The 22,447-nt window shown below is 59.2% G+C and carries 15 protein-coding genes; 9 read left to right on the forward strand and 6 right to left on the reverse strand.

Translation table 11 applies throughout. The annotated features are described in order from the left end of the window. The first annotated feature begins 395 nt into the window (after positions 1-395). The 7 genes from LDN75_RS10650 (at position 396) to LDN75_RS10680 (ending at position 9,924) form a co-directional block, all read left to right on the forward strand. Entirely contained in the window at positions 396-851 is a 456-nt protein-coding gene (locus LDN75_RS10650; protein ID WP_223937245.1) for an MFS transporter, read from the forward strand. After that, on the forward strand, positions 851-2,026 hold the full coding sequence (locus tag LDN75_RS10655) for an aminotransferase class III-fold pyridoxal phosphate-dependent enzyme (RefSeq protein ID WP_223937246.1): 1,176 nt from the start codon (positions 851-853) through the stop codon (positions 2,024-2,026). Before LDN75_RS10650 ends, LDN75_RS10655 begins: the two co-directional genes overlap by 1 nt. A gap of 601 nt (positions 2,027-2,627) precedes the next feature. Continuing rightward, positions 2,628-3,302: a hypothetical protein gene (locus LDN75_RS10660; protein WP_223937247.1), complete on the forward strand. Its 675-nt coding sequence runs from the start codon at positions 2,628-2,630 to the stop codon at positions 3,300-3,302. 195 nt (positions 3,303-3,497) lie between these two features. After that, positions 3,498-3,689 carry a hypothetical protein gene (locus LDN75_RS10665; RefSeq protein ID WP_223937248.1) on the forward strand — a complete coding sequence of 64 codons (192 nt, stop codon included), beginning with the start codon at positions 3,498-3,500 and terminating at the stop codon, positions 3,687-3,689. Between the two features lie 1,244 nt (positions 3,690-4,933). Next, complete coding sequence (locus tag LDN75_RS10670; RefSeq protein WP_223937249.1) at positions 4,934-6,535, forward strand: DUF6119 family protein; 1,602 nt, start codon at positions 4,934-4,936, stop codon at positions 6,533-6,535. Positions 6,536-7,663: 1,128 nt separating this feature from the next. Beyond that, positions 7,664-8,572, forward strand: a complete 909-nt coding sequence (locus LDN75_RS10675) for an SAVED domain-containing protein (protein ID WP_223937250.1) — start codon at positions 7,664-7,666, stop codon at positions 8,570-8,572. Continuing rightward, positions 8,572-9,924, forward strand: a complete 1,353-nt coding sequence (locus LDN75_RS10680; protein WP_223937251.1) for a cyclic GMP-AMP synthase DncV-like nucleotidyltransferase — start codon at positions 8,572-8,574, stop codon at positions 9,922-9,924. The genes LDN75_RS10675 and LDN75_RS10680 overlap by 1 nt, the downstream gene beginning before the upstream one ends. A gap of 1,453 nt (positions 9,925-11,377) precedes the next feature. Here LDN75_RS10680 and LDN75_RS10685 read toward each other — a convergent pair. From LDN75_RS10685 to LDN75_RS10710, 6 genes are all read right to left on the reverse strand, one after another. After that, a complete protein-coding gene (locus LDN75_RS10685; protein ID WP_223937547.1) occupies positions 11,378-12,631 on the reverse strand; it encodes an IS256 family transposase in 1,254 nt (417 codons plus the stop codon). Between the two features lie 147 nt (positions 12,632-12,778). Further along, on the reverse strand, positions 12,779-14,077 hold the full coding sequence (locus LDN75_RS10690) for an extracellular solute-binding protein (RefSeq protein WP_223937252.1): 1,299 nt from the start codon (positions 14,075-14,077) through the stop codon (positions 12,779-12,781). Between the two features lie 27 nt (positions 14,078-14,104). Further along, complete coding sequence (locus LDN75_RS24260) at positions 14,105-14,599, reverse strand: LacI family DNA-binding transcriptional regulator (protein ID WP_346347165.1); 495 nt, start codon at positions 14,597-14,599, stop codon at positions 14,105-14,107. A 31-nt stretch (positions 14,600-14,630) separates the two neighbouring features. Then, a complete protein-coding gene (locus tag LDN75_RS10700) occupies positions 14,631-15,758 on the reverse strand; it encodes a hypothetical protein (protein ID WP_223937253.1) in 1,128 nt (375 codons plus the stop codon). 35 nt (positions 15,759-15,793) lie between these two features. Beyond that, a complete protein-coding gene (locus LDN75_RS10705; RefSeq protein ID WP_223937254.1) occupies positions 15,794-17,071 on the reverse strand; it encodes an ABC transporter substrate-binding protein in 1,278 nt (425 codons plus the stop codon). Between the two features lie 83 nt (positions 17,072-17,154). Further along, a complete protein-coding gene (locus LDN75_RS10710) occupies positions 17,155-19,626 on the reverse strand; it encodes a rhamnogalacturonan lyase (protein ID WP_223937548.1) in 2,472 nt (823 codons plus the stop codon). A gap of 472 nt (positions 19,627-20,098) precedes the next feature. Here LDN75_RS10710 and LDN75_RS10715 point away from each other — a divergent pair, with 472 nt between their 5' ends. Further along, complete coding sequence (locus tag LDN75_RS10715; RefSeq protein ID WP_223937255.1) at positions 20,099-21,166, forward strand: substrate-binding domain-containing protein; 1,068 nt, start codon at positions 20,099-20,101, stop codon at positions 21,164-21,166. A 240-nt stretch (positions 21,167-21,406) separates the two neighbouring features. After that, complete coding sequence (locus LDN75_RS10720; RefSeq protein WP_223937256.1) at positions 21,407-22,369, forward strand: hydroxyacid dehydrogenase; 963 nt, start codon at positions 21,407-21,409, stop codon at positions 22,367-22,369. Positions 22,370-22,447 lie beyond the last annotated feature (78 nt).

A 22,447-nucleotide genomic window follows, 5' to 3' on the forward strand; every position in this document is an offset into this window, starting at 1 on the left:
GTGAAACAGACGATGTCGACGGTAACGCCCGGACTCAGCAAGGACGGTCGTCGCGCCATGACTGAGATGGCAGCTTCGAGGGGCCCATGGGTGGTGTTCCTCCTGGCCAGTGCAAGCACCTGTTGGCGGGGTAGTGCGAGTTCGTTCCCGCATATCTCTTGTATCCTGCGGGTGAGCGCGGTGAGCATGCTCATCCTTCCTTCACGGCTGGGTTAGTGGGGCGTACTACCGGCCACGACGCTTTCCGGGGATGTCGGCCGCGCTCTACCTGAGGGTGGGTTTGCCGGCTCGAAGGTCTTCGAGGAAGAGCACCACTGTCGCGGCAACACTTCGGTGAGAGGCGTCGTTGAACGCGTCTCTGAGACCTCCTGTTGTGGCCACAAAGCGTCGCATCCATGCAGATCTTCACCTATCCAGCTTTCGCCGCACTCAGCGACAAATTTGGTCGTCGCCGGGTTACGGTGTTCGGCGCAGTTGGCTGCTTGGCCTGGATTTTCGCGTTCTTCCCCATGCTGGATACAAAGAGCAGCGTCTTCATCATCCTCGGTGTCGTTATTGGCCTCTTCTTCCATTCGGCAATGTACGGCGTGCAGGCCTCATGGATCTGCGAACTGTTCGATACCGAACACCGTTACAGTGGCGCATCCATCGGATACCAACTCTCGGGCATCGTGGGCGGCAGCCTCGCTCCGACGATCTCTCTCTGGCTGCTGAGCACCTTTCATTCAACTCTATCGATCCAGATCTACGTGGGTCTGGGTTGCCTCGTCGTTGCCCTCACCGCGCTGGCAACGAGGGAGACACGGGGTACCGGCATCCAGCCGACAGCCTCGGTCAAGGAGGTCGAATAATGACAGGCGTCCAAGTGGCAACAAACTCCGGTCTCTTCCAGGAAGCCCTTCATGTCCTTCCTGGTGGCAATACACGCTCTACCCTCTTCGTCCCGCCCAGTGCGCCGTATGCGGCAGTCGGCGATGGTGCGCACGTAGTCGACGTCGATGGTCACAAAGTCATCGACTGCAACAACAACTACACCTCACTGATCCACGGCCACAGGTTCCGGCCTGTGCTCGAGAAAGTCCACGAGATAGTCGAACAAGGCACGTCGTTCGGGTTGCCGACCGAATCGGAAATCCGGTTGGCGGAAGAGCTCAGCAGGAGACTGCCCGCAGCCGAGCAGTGGCGATTCGTCAACTCAGGCACAGAGGCCGTAATGCAGGCCATCCGGATCGCCCGGGCCCATACGGGGAGGGACGTGATTGTGCGCTTCGCGGGAAGTTACCACGGAACCTCGGACGCCGTTGTCGACTTGACCATGCCGGGCATTCCCCGCAGTGTGGCTGATTCGGTGGTCACACTGCCGGTCGGAGACGCGGAGCAATTCAAAGCGTTCGTTCAAGAACGTGGTCGGGAGGTAGCAGCAGTCCTCATCGACTTGATGCCTAACCGTGCAGGCCTCAAGCCCGCCGACGAATCATTCGTGGCATTAGTCCGCGAAGAAACCAAGGCACACGATGCCCTGCTCATCATCGATGAAGTCATCACCTTTAGGTCAAGCTTTGAAGGATTGCAGGGCGTCTACGGGGTTGAACCTGACCTGACTACTCTTGGCAAAGTCATAGGAGGAGGTTTCCCTGTTGGAGCAGTTGGCGGAAAGGCCACAGTCATGGGTGCCACCAATCCCGCGTTGCCAGGCACAATTGTCTGGGGCGGAACCTTCAGCGCCAACCCTGTGACCATGAATGCCGGCTTAATTGCCTTGGACTACTTCCAGCAGGAGGACATCCGCGAGCTCAATGCCAAGGGCGATGCGCTCCGAGAGGGACTGCTGAAGGCAGGGGTGCGATGCTCCGGCTTCGGATCGCTCATACGAATCTTTCCCGACGACATGAACACCACATGGTGGGGCGCATACAGTGAAGGACTTCTTTTCGGAACGAATGGACTGATTGCGCTGTCCACAGCCATGGATGATGCCACCGTTGAAAAGATCCTTCAGTGTGTGATTAACGTCAGCAAGTTCTAAACGAAGTCCGTGGGATCACGGGTCCACCCCGTTGTGGGGACCAAGTCCTAGCCAGGTTAAGGCTCCACCAGCGTGGAGAATAAGCGCCCTCTGGGAGCGGCTCTGCCGTTCCCAGAGGGCGCCACCGCTGCAATGTTGCGTTGCGGACATGCGCAGCAGGGTCCCGGCTCCATGTGTGGTGGTGAGGGTGGGGCCGGCCCGACTGTCTACCCTCGAGCCCCAACAACATATGCGCCGTTATCGGTTTGGGAGTCGCTCCATATCAAGGTTCTGGGCAAGGTCGTTCCCGTTCAGCAGGGTTGTGGCAACGGCGGAAATAGGCCCGTCGGCTGATCCGCTTCAGCTGGTTATCCGCTGCACTGATTCGCCCATGGCGGGCCGAACGGGAATGAATGCACCCTTCCGAACGCACCAAGGCAGGCAGGGCGGCTGCAGCTGCCAACCTAATCGGGGCGCCGCAGGTCACTACTGACCACGAGAAGGTCAGAGGGCGCATGAACTAAAGCTTGCGGGCTCGAACCGGCAGACAGGAAAGATCATCGACACCATGGCCGTCTAGAGTATGTCGGGAAAGTTAGTCACCTTAGATGGAAGGTTTCCCATGCCACTCAATGAACCGGCTCGGTCACAAGCGATCCAGTATGCGCGTAACGACCTTCCGGGGGACGTTGCTTGGCATGTCGACTACTTTGATTTCATTAGCAACGCGGAGCTTCGCCAGCGGATTGGTCAAGAATTCTATGCGGCGAGAAACCTCTACAAGCTTTGGGAAGGCTTGAGGATTGATGAGGATTGGGCGAAACAGGCTCAAATTCAACTGCAGGTCCAACAATATGCATCTATTTATGAGGCAGCCATCCACCACCTCCTGTTCGAAGAAGCCGCTGATACCCCCGAGGTACAGCGTCTCTTTGAGTACGAGGCCTTGGTCGAACGACAACTGCCTGGACACATCATGGACAAGATCAGGGGTCTCAGCACCGACGATGCCGGTAGCATCGTCGGTGCTATAAGAGCGACGCGGCGCACGCAGGAGTCGAAGATCAGATTCGATAGCAAAGTATCGGCCGCAGTCGCATTGGGAATCCTTGAGGAAAGTCTAGGGAAGGAAATAGCCGGCTTTTATACAGCCCGCAATTACATTCACATCCACGCGGAGCTTCGGCAGGACGACTTTGAATGGCAGGTTTCGTTCGCTCGAGATGCTTACAGACGCTTGCAGCCCTTCAAAGATCAAGCTTCCAAGTGGCTGATGGTGCGAGCCTCGGCAGCGTGAAGGCATCACGATAGACGTGTTAGTCGTGGCTCGTAGCTTGGTCCCTGAGGTCAGCCAGGCACATGGTACCCGTCTCAGCGATGAGGCGGGTCCGGATCACGGGAATGGAAGCAACGTTGTCCGCCAGCGCTTCAGCGTTGGACGGTTAAAGATGAAAATGCTAATTTCGCTGCACACAACAAAGGGAGCATGAACATGAGACACGAACCGAGCAGTGGTTATGAAGACGCGAGCCTGAACTACCGGGTCACATGGAGGTCAGTGGATGAGGGCGGGAAGACCTATGAAAAGGTCTTCACAAGCAGAGATCAGGGATGGGACTTCTACCAAGACATGAAGAAGTCCCCGCACGCATATGGTGCCACTTGGGACCATGTCGACGCCTAGCGCGTTGAAGGCATGTTCTCTTTCACACAGGAAGGCCCTCCGGGGTAATTACGCCCATGTGGGAGGGCCTCTTCTTGTGTTGCGGGACTCGGTCTGGCCGATTTAAGAGCGTGATTAGCTCGTGGTTCATCAAACAGATCATGCGTGGCCGTCTCGGCGTACGGAAATCCGCGGCATCGGGCACCCTGAACTTCGCCCAAGCCAGAGCCATCACCAGCGTCAACTCATGGTGCTCAAAAAAGCGCCGGTAGGCGCGCCTAGACGGTCGGCGATTTTCTGCTGCGACGTCTCGAGCGATTCGGACTCACTCGATTTATCGTCGGAGTAGGTGGTTCAGGCGCCTGGTAAACGAACCCCATATGCTCCTCTATTGAGTGCATCTGATCCTGCCGGTAAAAGCGATAAACCTCAGTCACGTGGCGCGGCTTCGTCCGGTGAAGCGCGATTGACTGAGCCTAGTCCGATGGCAGAGCCACACGATCCAGTCGGGTGGCTCGATGCGCCCCTCCTCACCTAACACTTAGCAAAGCGGGGATTGAGGAAGTGCGGACCCGGGGTGCGATCGACCGTCCGCCTAATCGTCGGGGTTGCTCTTCTTGCGGGAATCGTTTGGGTGGCATCTGGGTACGGTCCGCTGGTCGTCCAAGCTGTTATTGGTTGGAAAAGCTCATCGGAGTGGGAAGCGTTTCCTGTACGCTTCGTAACACGCCCGGCAGCCGCTGGCGCAGCCGCGTTACTAGCGGCGATCATCGCGGCCGGATCTACGCCAGGGGTTGAAGCACACGAGGCAAAAAGCGCAGGCTAAGGCTTGGTGGGAGCAGTTCGAGTGGGTTTCTGACCGGGTCGTACCGAAGGACCCCAAACAGGAGCGGCTCCATCACGGACTAGCCACCGCCCTTCTAGGGGCTCTTGAGGCGCCGGTCGATGGCGCTTTTCAGCGTCGGGCTGTCGCAGCAATTTAGCCAAGTTCCACGCGGATGCCGTGCACGCTGCCACACAGTTCGCCAGCGGGAGCGAGCGCGACGAACAGAGCGGGGCCGGGAGCTTTCTCGATGAGAGGTAGGACGCCCACACGGCAAAGTAAGCATTATGTGTCCTGGTCGCTGGCTGGCGTCGGAGCAATTTGATTGTTCCGTGGGGTGGCGACGCCCTTCCCGGAGGCTCTGCAGCGTCGTCCTAATTCAACGTTTCCGGGCGCTAACTCAGGTCGAACTGCTACTCTTTCTAAAATTGATGGGGGACTTATGGGAACCAGCCGGCTAACAATTTATCTACTGCGTAACGTCTCGCAACCAGACGATGCAATTGCTCACGATAAGACCCCACAGTCTCAAACGCTTGACCCATCCTCCGGCCTTGACGGAAAGTTTTATTATTCGTCCCGGCCAGCCGACCCACCCGCATGGGTTTCGTTCGTTCAACCTATACTTTCCTCATCGCTTCAGTCAGTGAAAACGTCGTCCGCCTCTGGTCTCCTGGTCATGAAGGCTGTTAACAGGTATTTTGCCCTTACCTTCGGTTATGGGCGAGGTTTCATAAATCCTTCCAAGGTCGAGCATCAGTTCGGGCTTCGAGTCGCCCTCAATCGTATTGATCCGCGCCACATCCGCAGCCTGGACACCAAGACGTTTGAAGACATGGTCGTGACCAAGAACACGCAATCCAGCAAAAGCTCTGAGCTGCCCACATTTGGAGTTGACGTATCTCGTGACATGCTTCGAGCGGTTACTGGCGAGCCCCGTGATAAAACCCTAGCTAAGCGGCTCTCGGGTTCGGATGCCTTGGTCCTCAACGTGGAGATCCTTCCCACAGATTTGCCAAAGCTCTGCGAGGATCTTTTCGAAGCGTTCCAAGAAGATACCTACAAATCGAACTTCGAGTGGATCGATCACCTAGCGTTGGTCACAGATGCAGAGTCTGTTTCTAAGCTGAACGCTCTCCTCGAGAAACAGCTCGTAGCCGGCGACACCTCCAACACGCACCTGGCGATGCCTGAAGCAATCGACTGGGAAGACGTCGACGCGTTCAGGATCGGGGGAACCCGAAAGGAAGAGTATGAGGATCTGGATCTGGATGACTACCTCGGCCGCTTAGGCCAGGACAAATCAGAAATCACGATTGAAAGACTCCGGTCCCGCCATGTGTCTGTGCGCTTTAGCCGCTCCAACGACTTTGACTCCCGATGGAATGTATATCAGTGCCTAGTGACAGAGCAACGACTTGGATCTCAACTTCACGTACTGATTGAGGGACGCTGGTTCGTCGTGAGTGATTCCTTGGTCGCCAAGGTCGATCAATTCGCGTCCGCGTTGCCGGCATCTACAACGACGCTGATTGAGTCCAGGGCTGGAGAGATAGAGGCGAAATACAACGCACGCTTAGCGGATTCGGCGCCCTCGGACCTGCTACTGCTTGATGCGCGTATCAAGCGGCCGGGAGGAGCATCCAGCGGGATTGAGCTCTGCGATGTCCTTTCGTCCAACGGAGAATTCATACACGTTAAGAGGAAGACCCGCTCGGCCACCCTTAGTCATCTTTTTGCCCAAGGAACAGTGTCGGCAACGACATTTGTTGCTGATGGCACCTTCCGTGATGAGCTTCGGAAAGTCGTTGAAGTTGAAACGGAAGAACCGCAGAGGACGGCCTGGCTCGACATGATTCCCGACGGAAAATCCTTTGTGGATCGGTCCCGGTACTCCGTTTCCTATGCGGTGATCGCCAACTCCACTCGGTCAGGAACGGATTGGCTGCCCTTCTTCAGCAAGCTGAACCTGATGCAGAATGGCCAGCAATTACTGAATCTCGGCTTTCGAGTCTCAGTTTCGAGAGTCGCCATTACCCCATAACCTGCTACCGGAACGAGCGGATGCTGGTCTTGAGGTGGTTATGAAATAAGGCGCCGATGACGCTCCTTTTTCGGGCACTTCCCCGTTAATTTCCAAATGCCGATAACGGATTTTCCGTCAACCTGGAGCGGCAGACAGCTGCCTAGGTACTTCAAGAGGTTGGATAAAGGGCAGCAATCATATCCGCGCACGCAAAGTTCGGTTCCGGCTGCCGCCATGTCCTGCTATGCACACCGAACAGCATACTGGCTAAATTTGCGACGGAAGGCGCATTTAGCGTTGTCCGCCACGCCTCTCTAATAGAGTCCTCGGTTTCAAGGACAGCTCCCTTAAACGGGTTGTCGTGCTCTAGGGTGAGCAAGCCCCGCGTGGCCTTGCGCCAGTCCAAGTGCAATCGCGCTTCTTTGACGGCCGCCCAAGGATGCTCTCAGATCCCACTCTGGCAGTTCGAGGTGCAGGATACTGAGGGGCGCCCCAGCCGAGGATCAGCGAGATGGCTGAGAATATGGGGCTTGATGGTAATCACTGGTGCAAGGTCTAGCCACTTCCCCCTCTAGTGGCCATACGCGTCCCAAGAACCATAGCGGAGCTCCGCCGACAGGCGATCCTTCCTGGACAGGCGGCACAACGTCAGGATGGGGTGTATCCCAAGCTGACTCCTTATGTCGACTTCGAATCGGCTCCCACCCATCAGGCGGCGCGGCCCGTTGTGCCATGACGACCGCCGTGGTGGGTGACGGGGAATGCGGTTTTGAGCTTGTTAATCTGGGCGGCTCCTGTCGGACTGAACTTTTCTGTACTGGCCTCCTGGTGCCGAAGCGCGGATTGTGTCGGTACCGACTGGCATGATGAAAAGAAGACTTTATCGACATGAAGGAATCCGCGATGTCCATGGGCACGATTGAGCAGAGAAAACTCTGGGTTAGGGCCGGGGGCCGCTGCACATTGTGCAAGGTAGACCTCATGGAGGGATCGCTTACATTCAAGACAGTTCCTGTGGGTGAAGGGGCACACATTGTGGGCCAGCAGGCTACGGAAGGTTCGCCTCGCGGCCTTGATCCCCTACCGGAAGCCGACCGGGATCTAGCTGACAATATTCTCCTGGCCTGCTCAAGCTGTCATACGGAAATGGATAAGGCCTTGGTTGCCAAGCTCATGACCGTTGCTGAATTGCGGCGCCGCAAGGCTCAGCATGAAGACGAAATCCATCACTTGACCGGCATGACCTCGGACCGGCGAAGCACAGTGCTGCGTGTGCAGGGGTGGGTTCGCGGAGCTGCGATGGAGCTCGGACGTGACACTGCCGCAGCTGCCGTCATCCGATCCAGTGACCGGTTTCCCTTCTTCCTTCCGGCTTACGACCGGCGAGGCATTGAGATTGACCTGCGCCATATCGACGGTGAAGAGGAAGGCAGCCCTTCCTACTATGCTGCAGCGCAGAAGAAGATCGAAACAGCCGTGCGGGACCGTATCCATGAGGGCATCCGGAGCAACGACATCGAGCATCTGAGTGTCTTCGCTATCGCCCGCCTGCCTCTGCTTGTGTACCTCGGCTGGCAGCTCGAGGACGGCGTAGCAACCGACGTCTACCAGCGCCACCGTAGCAGCGGAGGCTGGGAGTGGCCTCAGTCCGATGCCGCCCCCGACACCGCCTTCAAGGTAGAGGTCCTCCGTACTGCTCCGCACATGGCCGAGGATGCCGTCCTTATCACTAACCTCTCAGGGACCACGCACGTCAATGACTTGCCGGCCGATCTCTCGACGGCTCCGGTCTTCAAACTAAGAGTGAGGGGCGACAGCGCACACGAAGACATCATCGCAAACCGTGCCTGCCTGGAGTCGTTCCAGGCCACTGTCCGTCGGTTCTTTTCAGGGCTTGAGTCCAATAAGAAGATCCGGCGTCTGCATCTTTTTGGCGGAATGCCCGTCTCGGCTGCAGTGACCCTCGGCCAGAGTCTCAAAGCCCGCGACCTGAGACCCTTGGTCGTGCTGTATGATCTCACCTCTGACGGCTACCGCCGAGTTATGGAATTCTGATGGACATCAACGACCACTTCGTCGCCTTCCTCGACACGACCGTCAATCTCAAGCAGTGGAAGCTCGACAAACTCGACGGTCACGTAACGGCAATCGTAAGCGCGCTGCAAAAGGACACTGAGGTCGGCCCGCTGTATAAGGAGCACATTCCCCAAGGTTCATGGGCGCACGCCACCATCATCGAACCTGTCGGCGCCTTCGACCAGTTCGATGCAGACTTCCTGCTGCACCTCGAAGAAGATGAAGCTTGGTCCGAGGACCCCGGGGAATACCTGCGGAAGATCCGCGCTGCGTTCAAGGCCACCTCGACCTACAAGGACAAGGTGACCAAAAAGAACAGGTGCGTCCGTATCGAGTACGCCGGTGACTGCCATGTCGACGTAGTGCCCCACCTCACTCTCAGCGACGGCCGTCAGGTCATCATCAACTACGCCGAAAACACCTTCGAGGAAACCAACCCTGGTGGCTTCAGCGACTGGATGCAGGAACGGGATACCCTCACAGGCGGCAACCTGCGCAAGGTCATCCGGCTGATGAAATACCTCCGTGACTACAAAAACACGTTCGATTGCGTTTCCGTCATCCTCACAACGCTTCTGGGAGGACGGGTTCAAGCCTTCAATGCAGATTCACGTTATGCCGATATTCCCACCGCATTCGTTTCCCTCCTGGAAGATCTGGACTCATGGCTGGCTGAGTACGATGAGATGCCTTTGCTGGACGACCCCAGCTGCCCAGGGACATCGTTCAATCACCGGTGGACGGAAGAGAAGTACCAAAACTTCAAGGCCATGATCACGAAGTACGCTGGTTGGGCACGGGAAGCAATCAATGCCGAAGAAGACAAAGCCCTTGTCGCGTGGCAGAAACTCTTTGGACCGGAGTTCACCACCCCGGTCGTTGAAGCCGCCAGAAAAGCCATTGCCACCTCTCCCATTCGCGCTTCTACCCGCCCGCCAGCTGCTCGTGCCCCGCAAGAGGAATTCATTGAGGAGAAGGGCTACCGCTTCTCTGCCCGCTACATGGCCCGAATAGAAGGCCGCGTGGAAGAGCTCGGTGGCTTCAGGTCGCGGCCCATCCGGTCCCGGAAATTCGTCCGGCGGGGCATGTCATTGGTATTCAGCCTCCACACCGACACCCCCGGCCAGTTTGAGGTGATCTGGAAGGTCCGGAATCACGGAGAAGCAGCGACTCTCGCCGGAAATCTTCGCGGACAACTCCTCAAGAGTGACTTCAATTCCCGTATCCGCCGAGAAACCACCCGGTACCCCGGACGCCACTACATCGAGGTCTATGTCGTAAAGGACGGCGTGGTGGTAGCCAGTGACCACCACGAGGTCGTCATCGAATGAACGCAAACCGCCAACTAGCGAAGAAAGGCATCTTGGCGGTTGTTCCAGTTCTCGCAGCCACTTCCACTCCCGTACTTTCAACGTCGATAACGGGCGTTCTGTCGTCGGCTCGGCCGGGAGGTCTTGTCATGATGCTCGGTGTCGTCTCCGCCATGTAGTAGATGAAGGAGGTGCAGCTACTATGTCGAGCCATTCATCGTTCTGGCGGGCTGAGTGCCGTCGCGTTTTGAGTTGTTCTACCGACCGGCGGGAGTCACGCCTTGGGCGTCGGCGCCTCATCCTACCGGAGACTTCACTCGGACCAAGAGGTACTGTCCAGCAGGAAAACTGCGGAGGCGGCAGCGCCGATTTCTTGGCGCAGGCCATGAGTGCGCAGGGACGCGACACGTGCTCCTTTTTCGGTGCTCAATCGAGGAAAAAAGAAGTGTGGACAATGTCCACACTTCCCACCTCGGAATGGCCCGTACAGCCGCCGGACTGGTTCGGATTCCGCATGTTTCCGGCACTTCCCAGCAATGACAAGGCCCAGAATCCCGTTCGAGTCCCACCTCGGGCACGGCATACCCCCTCGTCAGAGGGGGTTTTTGCTTTAATGTGTGTACATTCTGGGTGGTCAGGTCCCTCTGACACTGGCCGCGGGGTGTGCCTGGCGCCGCGGGTCGCCTGTTTGGTTGTGGGGGAGCGGGTTCAGGGTCGTGGCTGGTGTGCCCTCCGCCTGCTCGGAACTGGGGCTATGCGTTCCTTTCCTGGTTCGTTCGGTAGGTCGTGGTTGGCCTACACCTCTTCATGGGTAGGGATGCTGGGCACGACATGACTTTGCGAACTTGCACCAAAGATCGTGACTTCGGTTCGTACCTGGAGTGAGGAGACGTGGATGGTGGCTGCTTTGTCAGGCCAAAGGAAGTGTGGACATTGTCCACACTTAAATCTTCTTTATAGTGACAGATCGCAGCCATTGGCTCTTCCCTCCTTGCGCCTTCATCTACTCATGCATGTGAGTGGCAGTACCGACATGACGCGGATCCGGGAGCGCTCTACATGTGCAGGGTGATTCCGAGGTGAGAGTTCGGCGGCCACGATCGGCCGGGTGCTATCAAATGGGTCCTGGCCGTGTCATCGAAGCGCACTGCGAAATCAAGAGGGACGCGGTCCCGACACGGATGACCGCTCGTAGTTGTGCTGCAGGAACACTGCACCTCACGCGAACGTCGGCTGAGAACGTCGACCCGGACCAGTCTGCCGATAAGCACCCATATGTCGCGTCTTCCTTTGCGTGTCTCCTGATTCTTATGGCGCGGAGCTTAGCTTGGCTCCTCGTTATTGTTGGTTGTCGCTGCGGTTCCGGCTTTGTACTTGCGAAGGGCGCCCACCCGCCTTGGCTGGCTCATCACGGAAGCGCCCTTCGCCGTTCTGTGGGACTGTCCGATAAACGGTGTGTGGGTCCGGCCGGTTTTCATTTGTGAATGGTTCTTTCGAACCGACCGGCGAAGGTAATCGCGAACGCGTTCAGCGCAGGCTTCCACCTCATCACCCAGCGTGCCCGACCGCCGCCGGTCGGATCAAGAGCCCTGGTGACCAGATACAGGCATTTCAGCGCGGCGGCCTCGTTTGGAAAGTGCCCGCGGGCCCTCACAGCCCTCCGGTAGCGGGCGTTGATCGACTCGATCGCGTTCGTCGTGCAGATCACCCGGCGGATCTCAACGTCGTACTCCAGGAACGGCACGAATTCCGCCCAGGAGGACTCCCAGAGCCGCACGATTGCCGGATATCGCTGACCCCACTCGGCTGTGAAATCGGCGAACCGGTCCTTCGCGGCTTGCTCGGACGGGGCCGTGTAGACCGGCTTGAGCGCCTTGACGATCCCGTCGCGGTGCTGGCGGCCGGCGTAGCGGAAGCTGTTGCGGATCAGGTGCACGATGCACTGCTGCACCACCGTTCGCTCCCACGTGGTCGTGATCGCCTCCGGCAGGCCCTTGAGCCCGTCGCAGACAGCGATCAACACATCGTCCACACCGCGGTTCTTCAGCTCGGAGAAGACCTGCAGCCAGAACCGGGCACCCTCACCACCGTCGCCGGCCCAGATCCCCAGAATCTCCCGCTCCCCGTTCACGGTCACGCCCATGACGACATAGAACGGGGTGTTGCGCACCTGCCCGTCACGGACCTTGACCACGACCGCATCAACGAAGAGCACCGGATAGATCGGATCCAAAGGTCGAGCCGACCATTCGGCCAGTTCCCCGACGACCTTCTCCGTGATACGGCTGACGGTGTCTTTGGAGACCCTGGCCCCATAGACCTCCTCGAAATGCGCCGCGATTTCCCCGGTGGTCAGCCCCCGGGCGGACAGCGAGAGGACGATCTGGTCGATCCCGTCCAGACGCCGTTTCCGCTTGGGAACGATCACCGGCTCGAACGAGCCGTCCCGATCCCGGGGCACCTCAATCTCGACCGGACCGATCTCGGTCAACACAGTCTTGGACCTGGTGCCGTTGCGCATGTTGGCCGCGATCGGCGTCTGGCCATGCTCGTGCCCGAGGTGCTCGGTCAGTTCCGCTTCCAGCGCCGTCTCCAGCACATTCCTCGTGAGCTGGTTCAGCAGCCCGCCCGGGCCTACCAGGCTCACGCCCTGCTCCTTGGCCTGCGCGAGCAACCGCTCCGCAAGCTCTTTCTGATCGATGATCTCTCCCGTCACAGGATCGATCATCACCCCTATCATCTCGGTCGTGGATTCCGACACGGCCGTCTCCTTTCGGATCAGGCCGGACCCTCACACACCGTTTTTCTTACAGTCCCCGCCAGTCTTCTGCTTGCGCCTTATTGCGCTTACGCCATCAGCGTCCGCCAGACTATGTCACCCTAGATTTTGGTTCACTTCCTGGATGAATCCTCTAGCTGCGTCCCGTGGTGAAGCCTTGCCGAAGAGTACGTCGGTGTTGTAGCGGTTCAGGACTTCCTGGGTTGCCGACGACCCGGCTGGCAGGGGGAGCGGTGGTTCGACGTTCATCTCTGCCAAGCGGTCCAGATATGCGGCCTCTTTCTGCTGGGTTTCCTTGAGCAGAGGAGTGATTGCGGCCTTGAGTTCGGTATTCGCCGGCATGCCCCTGTCACTCTTGATCTTCTTTGCCGCGTCAAGATTGTTTACCAAGTAGTTGATGAACAATGCTGCTTCTTTGGGGTGGGCGGATTTGGATGAGATGGCGTATTCCATGGATGACCTGAGCCAGGTTCCTGGTTGTTTGCCCTCCCCGGGGAGCTTCATCATTTTCAACGGGGCCGTGGCTGAGTAGGAGCCGATTTGGCTGCTCCATGAGATGCGCATTGCTTGTTTGCCCTGGCCCATAAGGGTCGCCTCAGGTTGAGCGGAGCCGTCTTCGACGGTCTGCGAGGCGGAGGGTCCTCCACCGGACTCCATGAGCTTTTTGTTGAGCTCGAAGAAACTGGTTGCCGTGTCCTCGCTGATTCCGAGTTTTTTGCCGTCGTCGCTGTAGAGCTGTTCTCCGTGTTGGCGTGCCCAAACTGACAGTACGGAATCATTGGCAGCCTGAGTGGCCCCGAATGTTCCCGCGGGTGACTTTTTGCTGATGTCGGCGGCAATCTTCACATAGTCGTCCCATGTCCACGTGTCGTCGTCAGGGAGCTGCACGCCGGCGGCCTCGAAGACGTTGGGATCAACGACCATGGATATGGCATTCACACCTGCGGTGATGGTGTATTGCTTGCCATCGATTTTGCCGAGGCTCACTGCCTGTTCGGGCATCTTTGAGGTGTCGATCTGTTCTTTAACCTTGCCCAGATCCAGAAGGACGCCGCGGCTGGCATATTCGCTTGGGTAGGCGCCGCTCATTGCGAAGACGTCCGGGGTGGTGCCGCCGGCGATCTGGGTGGCCATTTTGTCCCAGTAGGAACTGAATTCGGTGTTTTCCCCCTGAACTTTGATTGTAGGGTTCGCGGCCTCGAAATCTTTGATGACTTCCTGCGTTGTCTTGGCGCGGGCGTCATTGCCCCACCATGCGAACCGGATGGTTACGGGGTCTTCAACAGTGCCGACTTTTCCGGCTTGAGGGCTGCCGGCGCAGCCCGTGAGAGCCAGCGCGAAGATTGCTATTGTCGCGGCTATCGCCGCGGAAGGTTTCTTTAGGCGTGTGCGCATTGCTGCGACCTTTCTGTGGATGGTTGGTCAGTTGGTGGTGGGCAGTGGGACGATGAGGTAACCGTCATCTTTTGTGAGGTACTGTCGTCCCCTTCCGTCGTCGTAACGAACCCAGATTCCGGAGCCGTCCGGCATGGATCCTTCGGCCAGTCCCGACCCGAGGTTGTGACCGGATCGGCCGACCAGAACAGGGTGTAGCGGAGGTATGTACTGCCAGCCCTCTGCGGCGAGTTCGGCCAGTTCGAGGACTGTGTCGTCCTGGTCCGGATTGGCCATGGTTCCGGGGCTTTCTGCCCGTGGAGGCTGCTTCTGGACGTGGTTTCCGGGACGTCTGCCGGGTTTCCCCAGCCGGAGGGAGGCGGCGTGGGGATTGCGCTGGAATCCCAGGACCTCTATTGCGCTGAGTACTCGGGCGCGGGTGCCGGTTGCTACGAGCTGGGGGCGGTTCAGTACGTTGGAGACAGTAGAGACCGAGACGCCCGCCGTCTCGGCAACGTCATGTATGGATGATTGTTTCTGCATCGCTTTTTCCTCCCAAGCCTGGGCATCTGTTTCAGCGACCGGATGCTGCGGCGTGCAGGGCTTGGCCGAAGTCATTGGACCAGGGGAGCGCGGGTTGTTTTTGGCCCGCCAAGCGGTAGAGGGCGGGCCGGACCCGTGCGGCAAGCTGGGTTGAGGCGTTCCAGTCACCTTCGGCGGCACCCAGGCCAAGCCTGATTTCGTTGGGTGATGCGGAGGACTGGCCGATCTTGCGGGAGAAGCCTCCATCAGGCTCCAGGAAGGCGGAGGCGTTGACGGCCGAGATGCGGACGATGTCGGCAAGTTCGCTTGGCGGGATGCCGCCGATTTGGGGTGCGAGAACTTCGACCAGTTCGATCGGGTTACGGAGCCAGCATGCGTCGAGGCAGTCTTCCTCGCGGATGCATTCGAGCGTTGACGCATAGATTTGTTGGGCTAACGGCACGGGTCGTCCAAAGTCGCGGCAGAACAGGGCGAGTTTGAAGCTGCCGGAAAGGACGACGTAGGGTGTGCCGCCGCCCGCGTGTCCGGTTGCTGTGTCTTGCCGGCTGCGGACATAGGCGATGGCTTGTGCCACACGGGCTTCCTGTTGCGCTTGTGGCAGGAGGCGGATCAGAGAGGTCTGGGCTTGGATGTTGTCCTGTGCCAGCCAGGAATTGTGCCAGGGTCGTGCGTCCAGCCATGCAGCGAATGCCGCTTCTGACCACAGGTGCTCAAGTGTTTGGTCTTCTTTGTCCTGCCCCGGGAGGTTGTGGAGTGGGCTCGCTCCGAGCATGGAAAGTGTTTTGAGCGATACGTTCAGGGCACGCCCTCTGAGCCGTTCCACTTCACGCATTTCGTTTTGCCGGTCGAAGAAGTATCCGCTTTCGGGATCCTGCCGTTCCTGGAGGAAGTTCACAATGCGTGCCCGGACGCTGTCGGTTACTGAGGGCAGAAGGCCGAGTTCGTCGATGGCGGCCATTGCGGCGCACGTTGACTCGATGTCGGCTTCGAATTCCGGTTGGTTGGTCGAGCTTAGGGCGTAGTAGAAGCCGCCCCGTTCTGGGTCGAACAGGCGAGGGATCCAGCGCAGGAAGTCGGCGAAAAGCCCGTCGAGGGCTGTCAGACCGTCGGTGATGGTTTCACCGGGCGAATTCACGCTGTTACTTGTGGTGTGATGCATTTGAGGAACACCTTTCAGGGTTTGTGCAGCATAGGTCAGGCGTTCTGTTTGATGACGTCTTCGGCTTCTTTAAACCAGGCGTCGATCGCGGCGTCCATGGTGAGTTTGCCGTAGTTCCGGTCCGAACTGATGCGTTTGAAGGAAGCTTCAAGTGATCCGAAGCCGACGATGGGCGGTTCGGGTGCGTCCTTGAGGTACTTCTCAATGGACTTCTCGTAGTCGACCACTACCTTGTCGGTTCCTTCGAACGTTGTTCCGTCGCGCTGGGTCTTGGACGCTGGCACGCCGCGGGAGGTTTTGAAGATGTCGCCGACTTCGGGGTCGTTGACCATGAAATTGATGAAACGGGCGGCGGCGTCCTTGTATTGGGTTTTGGCGCTGGCGACCATGAGCATGGAGGGTTTGAGGAACAGTCCCAGGTTGTCCGGGTCGTCGGAGGGCGGGGGCAGGATTCGGAGTTCCTTCGCGCCGCTGTCCTTCAGGTTGCCGGCCATGAAGTTGTCCCAGGTCATTTCGGTGGCCACGGCGTTGGCGCCGAAGGGTGATTTGGGTGCGAGTTGGGTGATACGTTCTTCGGTGATGATGGCAGGGGTTCCGCGCAGGTTTGCGGGCAGGCTCCACCACTTTTTCAGGTCGTCCTTGGTGAAGCCGAGCTTGCCGTCCGAGGTGAACGCTTCGATGTTGTTCTGCCGCAGCCAGATGTTGAACATCCACCAAACGGAGGTGTAGTCGCTGGAGCCGTTCAGTGCGCCACCGCTCTTGGTGCCTACCTCGGCCAAGAATGCGTTGTAGTCGTTGTAGGTCCACGTGCTGTCTGGCTCGGCGATGCCCAGCGAGGTGAGTTTGGCCGGGTCGCAAAAGACTGCGAAGGCGTTGGTGCTGGTGGGGATGCCGTAGGTCTTGCCGCGGACCTGGCCGGAGGGCAGCAGGGATTTTTCGAAAGCGGAAGTATCAATGTCGACGGTACCCAGATCCAGAAGCTGGTTCCTCTGGGCATAGTCGCGAAGGTACGACAGGTCCCATTGCATGACGTCGGGCAGGCCCCCGCCGGCAGCTTCGGTGGCCCGTTTTTGCCAGTATCCGCCGAAGTCGGTGAAATTTCCGTTGACCTTGATGTCCGGGTTCTTTGACTCGAACAGGGCCATGGCTTTGCGGGTGCGCTCGGCCCGGTCGTCGTTGCCCCACCAGGTGTAGTTGATGGTGACCGGGTTTTCCGCGGTCCCGGTCTTGCTGGGGGCCGGGGTACCACATGCGGTCACCGCGGTTGCTGTGCCGACTGCGACGGTGGCGAGGAACTGCCTTCTGTTAATCATGAGGGTCTCCAAAGAGTTTGGTGTTGCCGAGGGGTGGCGCCGCACCCGGTCCTTTCCCGGGTGCGGCGCAAGGAAGTTGGTGGTCAGCCAAGCATTCGCTGTATGAGCCTCACGTCGTACAGCAGTTCCGTTCGGGCCGCTTCCGGGACGCCATTGTTGTCCAAGGCTTTCTCCGTTTGGGCAAGGCTTTGCAGTGCGGTCCCGTACTGCCGGGCCTGGGCGGCCCGTTCCGCGTTCCGCAGATGGGCCACAGCCTGGGCTGCGGTGCCTCTGGAAAGGCCGCCCTGGTCCGCAAGCGCCTCAATCTTGTTTGCGATGGTGGTCGCGCTTCCCGGAGCCCAGTACTTGGGCAGCGGTACATTAGCGAAGTTCGTGTCGGATGCGAAGTAGAAGCCCGTGTACGTCGGCTGGTTGTAGCCGGTTTGCTGCCGGGCGAGCTCGGCCCGGTATTGGGTGTCGTGCAGGAGAGTATAGAGTTTGTGGTTTGTCACTTCCGTGGAGGTATAGATGCGGATGGCGCTGCTGTCGGTGGTCCGTACGAGGAGTTCTTCGCGCCAGTCCCCGAAGACGTCGCCCACCAGCCCCGGGTTACCTTTCGTAGAGTTGTTGGCCAGGGTGCCCTCGGCTGTGAGCAGTGTTCCGCGCTGCACGTCGCTGATGAATGGTGTTGTCGTCCCTGATCCGCGCACGAGCTGGGTTGTCATGTCGGCTGCCCACTTGATCGACATGTTTGTTCCCGGGGTTTCCATGGGAAGTGTGTCCCCATCGGGGGTGCGGACTCCTGAGTCTCCGGAGCCGTCCGGTAGCCCGGACCAGGATTCAAGTCCGGGGGAACCGGGCACGACGTCTCCGATCATGCCTCGTCCGATGTCGCGTCCGGCGTACTGGCCGAAGATGACTGTCCCGTCCTCTGCCCGGCGCATGGCCATGCCGTAGGGGGCGTTGGTGGTTTCATGGACGGTGAAGATCTCAAGTCCTGGTCGGGCGGGGTCGATGTCGGTGACGTGCATGGCGTCGCCGTGGCCAAGTGGCCGTAGTTCACCTGCGGTGGGTGTGCCCGGCGGCATCACGTCCCAGGAGGAGTACAGCAGTGACCCGTCGTCGTCCAGGGTCGCCGAGCCGTAGACGATTTCCTGTTTGCCGTCGCCGTCGACGTCGGCGGCGCTGAGGGAATGGAAGCCCTGGCCGGCGAGTTTGCCGAGCTCCGGATCCGTACCGACGTTGCTTCCGTTTTGGAAGGGGTTTGTCGATGGGGTCCATCCGCTGTCGGCGAGCCACCGTTTTTGCAGTTTCTTGCCGTTCCAGTCGTAGGCTGCGACGGCGGTCCGGGAGTAGTAACCGCGGCTGAAAATTGATGAGGGGTGCTGTCCGTCGAGGTAGGCGACGCCGGACAGGAAGCGGTCCACCCGGTTGCCGGGTTCGATCCGGGAACCCTTGTAGTCTCCCCACATGAGGCCGTCGTCATGGCGGCCCGGCTCGTACGGGACGGTGTCCAGCTCCTTGCCGGTTTGCCCGTCAAACACTGTGAGGTACTCGGGGCCCTGGAGGATGTATCCCTCAAAGGCGCGCAGCTTGTTGTTGGAACTGCGTGCTGGTGCGTAGACGTCTATGAAGTAATCTGCCAAGGTGCGTGCGTCGGCGTCGGAGAGCGGGTAGTCGTACTTGGGCTCAATCCCGAAAGCTTCTTCAAGGGTGGAAGGCCAGTGCCCTGCTACAACTTCAGGGTGTGCAGACCAGCCCTTGAACATCGTGACCAGATGGTCGTAGTAGTCCTGGGCCGACATCCGGTAGTCGTCGGTATCGGAGTATCCGGCGTCCCGGTCCGCAGCGGGCATCGTGATGTAGCTGGAAGGACCGGCGGAGTTGTTGCGGTAAGGGGTGCTCGTTGTTCCGGGCGCCGTTTTCATCATGATCTCGGCTTTGCCATCCCCGTCGAAGTCGTAGACGTTGAACTGCGTGTAATGTGCGCCGGAACGGATGTTGATGCCCAGGTCGATGCGGTGCAGCAGCGTCCCGTCCAGTTCATAAGTGTCCAAGTATGTGTTGCCGGTGTAGCCGACTTGGGAGACGTCCTTGGCGTTGGAGGGGTACCACTTAACGACGTATTCGAGGGCTCCGTCGCCGTCGACATCCGCTGCGCTGATGTCGTTGGCTGAATAGGTGTACGCCTGGCCCGTTGGCGTTACGCCGTCCGCGGGTTTCTGCAGGGGAAGGTCCAGGTGGTTGCTGGACCAGGGTTCGACTGTGGTCCCGGCCTCGATCTCGATGCCGTTTACGACCGGCACAATCCGGTAGGAGTTTGCCCCTGTTCCTTGGCTGTCCAGGTAGTTGGTGCTGTCGGTTACGGTCGCGATCTTGGTGTCATCCCGGTAAAGGCTAAAGTCGGTGCCGGTCACGCCGGTCGTGGAGGTCCCGGTCACCTCGCTGCCGAGCAGGCGCCAGCTGATGAAGACACCGTTTTGGGTTACTGCCGCAACTGCGCCCCTGTCCAGATTCTCCAGTTGAGCAATTGCTGGTGTGGAGCGTGAGGGCGCCGTTGGTGAGGCAGCTGCCACTCCCGCAGGGACGACAGCCAGAGCAACGGCAGTGGCGCAAGCGGTGAGCGCCCGGGAGGCCTTTGTTTTCAGGTCGTTCACGCGGCCGACCCCCAGATCCGTGTCCGGAACGCCGCGGTGGATGGTGGATGTTTCATCAGATGCTGGGCTCCAGCAGCCTGGCAGGACTTCATGTTCTGATCTCCTCTGTTGATCAACGTTGATCTGCGTGACCCATCAGGCGGGTCTCACGGTGTGGTGCAGGCCGGCAGGAGTAGAAGCTCGGACTTGCGCAGCCTGACGCCGGGGAAAACGTAATCCAGTATCTGAGTGTCTTCATGAACGGTCAATGAAAACAGGTGCAATCGGACAATTTCGATCATTTTTGCAATTGCTTAGGGTACCGTTGAGGAGAAACAAGGCAGATTTGGTCCGGTCTTTGACCGTCTGATCATCAAAGCAGCCCTACATTACTCATTGGACGGTGAATCACGTGCTTGCGGTAGAAAGAGAACAGCTGATTTTGAAGGTTGCCCGCCGGGACGGCCGGGTGATCACCACGGCGCTGGCGCAGGAGCTTGGATTGTCGGAAATCACCGCCCGGCGCGCCATCAATTCATTGTGTTCGTCGGGCCATCTCGTGCGGGTGCATGGGGGTGCCACCCTCCCGTCCAATACCAAAGTAGAACATGTCCTCGGGTCCGCGACCGGCTTGGTCGTGCCCACCTCGGACTACTACTACGCGAGGGTGATAGCCGGGGCCGAGAGCGTGGCAGCCCAGCTCGGCACTCGTCTGGTGTTGGGTGTGACCCACTACGACGAAGGCTCGGAGAAAGAACGTGTGCAGCGTCTGATCGACCTCGGGGTCCGAGGCATTTTGCTGGCGACCAGCGTCTACGAGCCGGGTGGGGTCACGGGCAAGTGGTTGGACTCGCTGACCCTGCCGGTGGTGCTCATGGAGCGCTCTTTCACCTATCCTGAAACGGCCAGGGAGTACGACAGCGTCCGGTCCGACCACACTTATGGTGCAGCTTTGGCGGTCCGCCACCTTGCGGAACTTGGGCACACCTCCATTGGTCTGGCGATCCGCGAGGAAACCCCCACCGCGCGCGGCTTGAAGGCCGGCTACGAGCAGACCGTCGCGCAGCTGAAACTGGACGTGGATGCCCCGTATCAGCCTTTGCCCATTATTGCCACGGATCCGGAGGGCACGGACATAGCCCTCAATGCCTTCCTCGATGAGTGCATCCGGCAGGGTACCAAGGCGGCCATCGTCCATGTCGACACGCACGCGTCCCGGCTCGTGGAGCTGGCAGCATCGAGGGGCATTCGCGTCCCGGAGGATCTGTCGATTGTTGCTTACGACGATGAAGTGGCGGCCTTTGCACTCGTGCCGTTAACGGCTGTTTCACCACCCAAGCATGCTGTCGGTGCCTCAGCCATGCGGCTCCTTGACGCGCGGCTTGGCGACCCGACGGGGGGCAATGACGTGCCGATACAGCACCTGTCCCTGATGCCCGGACTGACGGTCAGAGAATCCACGACCAAGTACCACGCCTGACCGAATTTGATTGATTACTCATTTGTTTGTTGACTCGGTCACTCGGACTGGGTGACCATTAGGAGGTAAGTCACACCCCACACGGGGCCTTAGTCAAGGGAGACACATGTCCCGCCGATGCCCGGCTTTTTTCTGTCCCTGTCCTTCTGGCGCCTCGCTGGGAGCGGCTAATGGGAGTCAGCGGAAATGAGCGCCGACTTCCGCCCGAAGGTGGCGTTTGCTCTTCGTTCACAGGAGTTGATGAACGAATTGTTTCCGGAAGCCCTGCTCAGGCGTCTTGCTTCAGTGGCGGACATCGAGCACCACGTGCTGACGGAGTTTGAGTCCGCCCGCTCCCTTCATGTGCTCGCCGGAGTGGACGCACTGATCACCGGCTGGGGGGCGCCAACGATAGATGTGTCTGTGCTGGATGCCGCTCCGCACCTTCAGCTGATTGCTCACTCGGCCGGCACCATCAAGCAGCATGTGGACCCTGCATGTTGGCAAAGGGGGATCGCAGTCACCACCGCAGCGCAGGCGAATGCCGTCCCGGTGGCTGAGTTCACCCTGGCTTTCATTCTGTTGGCCGGCAAAGGGACCTTTCGGGCGGCAGCCCGGCTACAGAAGTTGCAAGAACACTTTGACGCTGGTCGGCTGCCAGTTTCCACCGGCAACCTTGGCAGCACGGTAGGTATTATCGGTGCCTCCAGGATTGGCCGCCTGGTCCTGAATCAGTTGAAATCCTTCGACCACCAAGTGCTCCTTGCCGATCCGACGGTGACAGGCAGTGACGCTGCCGGCCTGGGTGCTTCTTTGGTCGGGCTCGACGATCTGATGATGCGCGCCGACATCATTTCGTTGCACGCGCCTCTGCTTCCCACGACCGTCGGCATGATCGGCCCGCAGCAGCTTGGCCTGATGAAAGACGGTGCCACGTTCATCAACACCGCGCGCGGAGCCCTTGTCAACCACGACGCGCTCCGCCGTGAGCTGCTCACCGGACGGATCAGTGCAGTCCTGGACGTCACGGAGCCTGAACCGCTCCCTTCCGGGGACCCGCTTTACAGCCTCGACAACGTGCTTCTGACCCCGCATATCGCCGGTTCCATGGGCAACGAACTCCGGCGCATGGGCGCCAGCGCGGTAGACGAAGTAGTCCGACTCGCCGAGGGCAGAGAGTACGTCCACGCTGTGCAATTTTCCGAACTGCAGGTCATGGCATGAGGCGCATCCAGAACTCCTCTGACGGCCACCGAGACCCGGCGCAGTCGCCAATACGCCACGAGCAAAACCAACTAGCCA

Source organism: Arthrobacter sp. StoSoilB5, assembly GCF_019977235.1.
GTDB lineage: Bacteria > Actinomycetota > Actinomycetes > Actinomycetales > Micrococcaceae > Arthrobacter.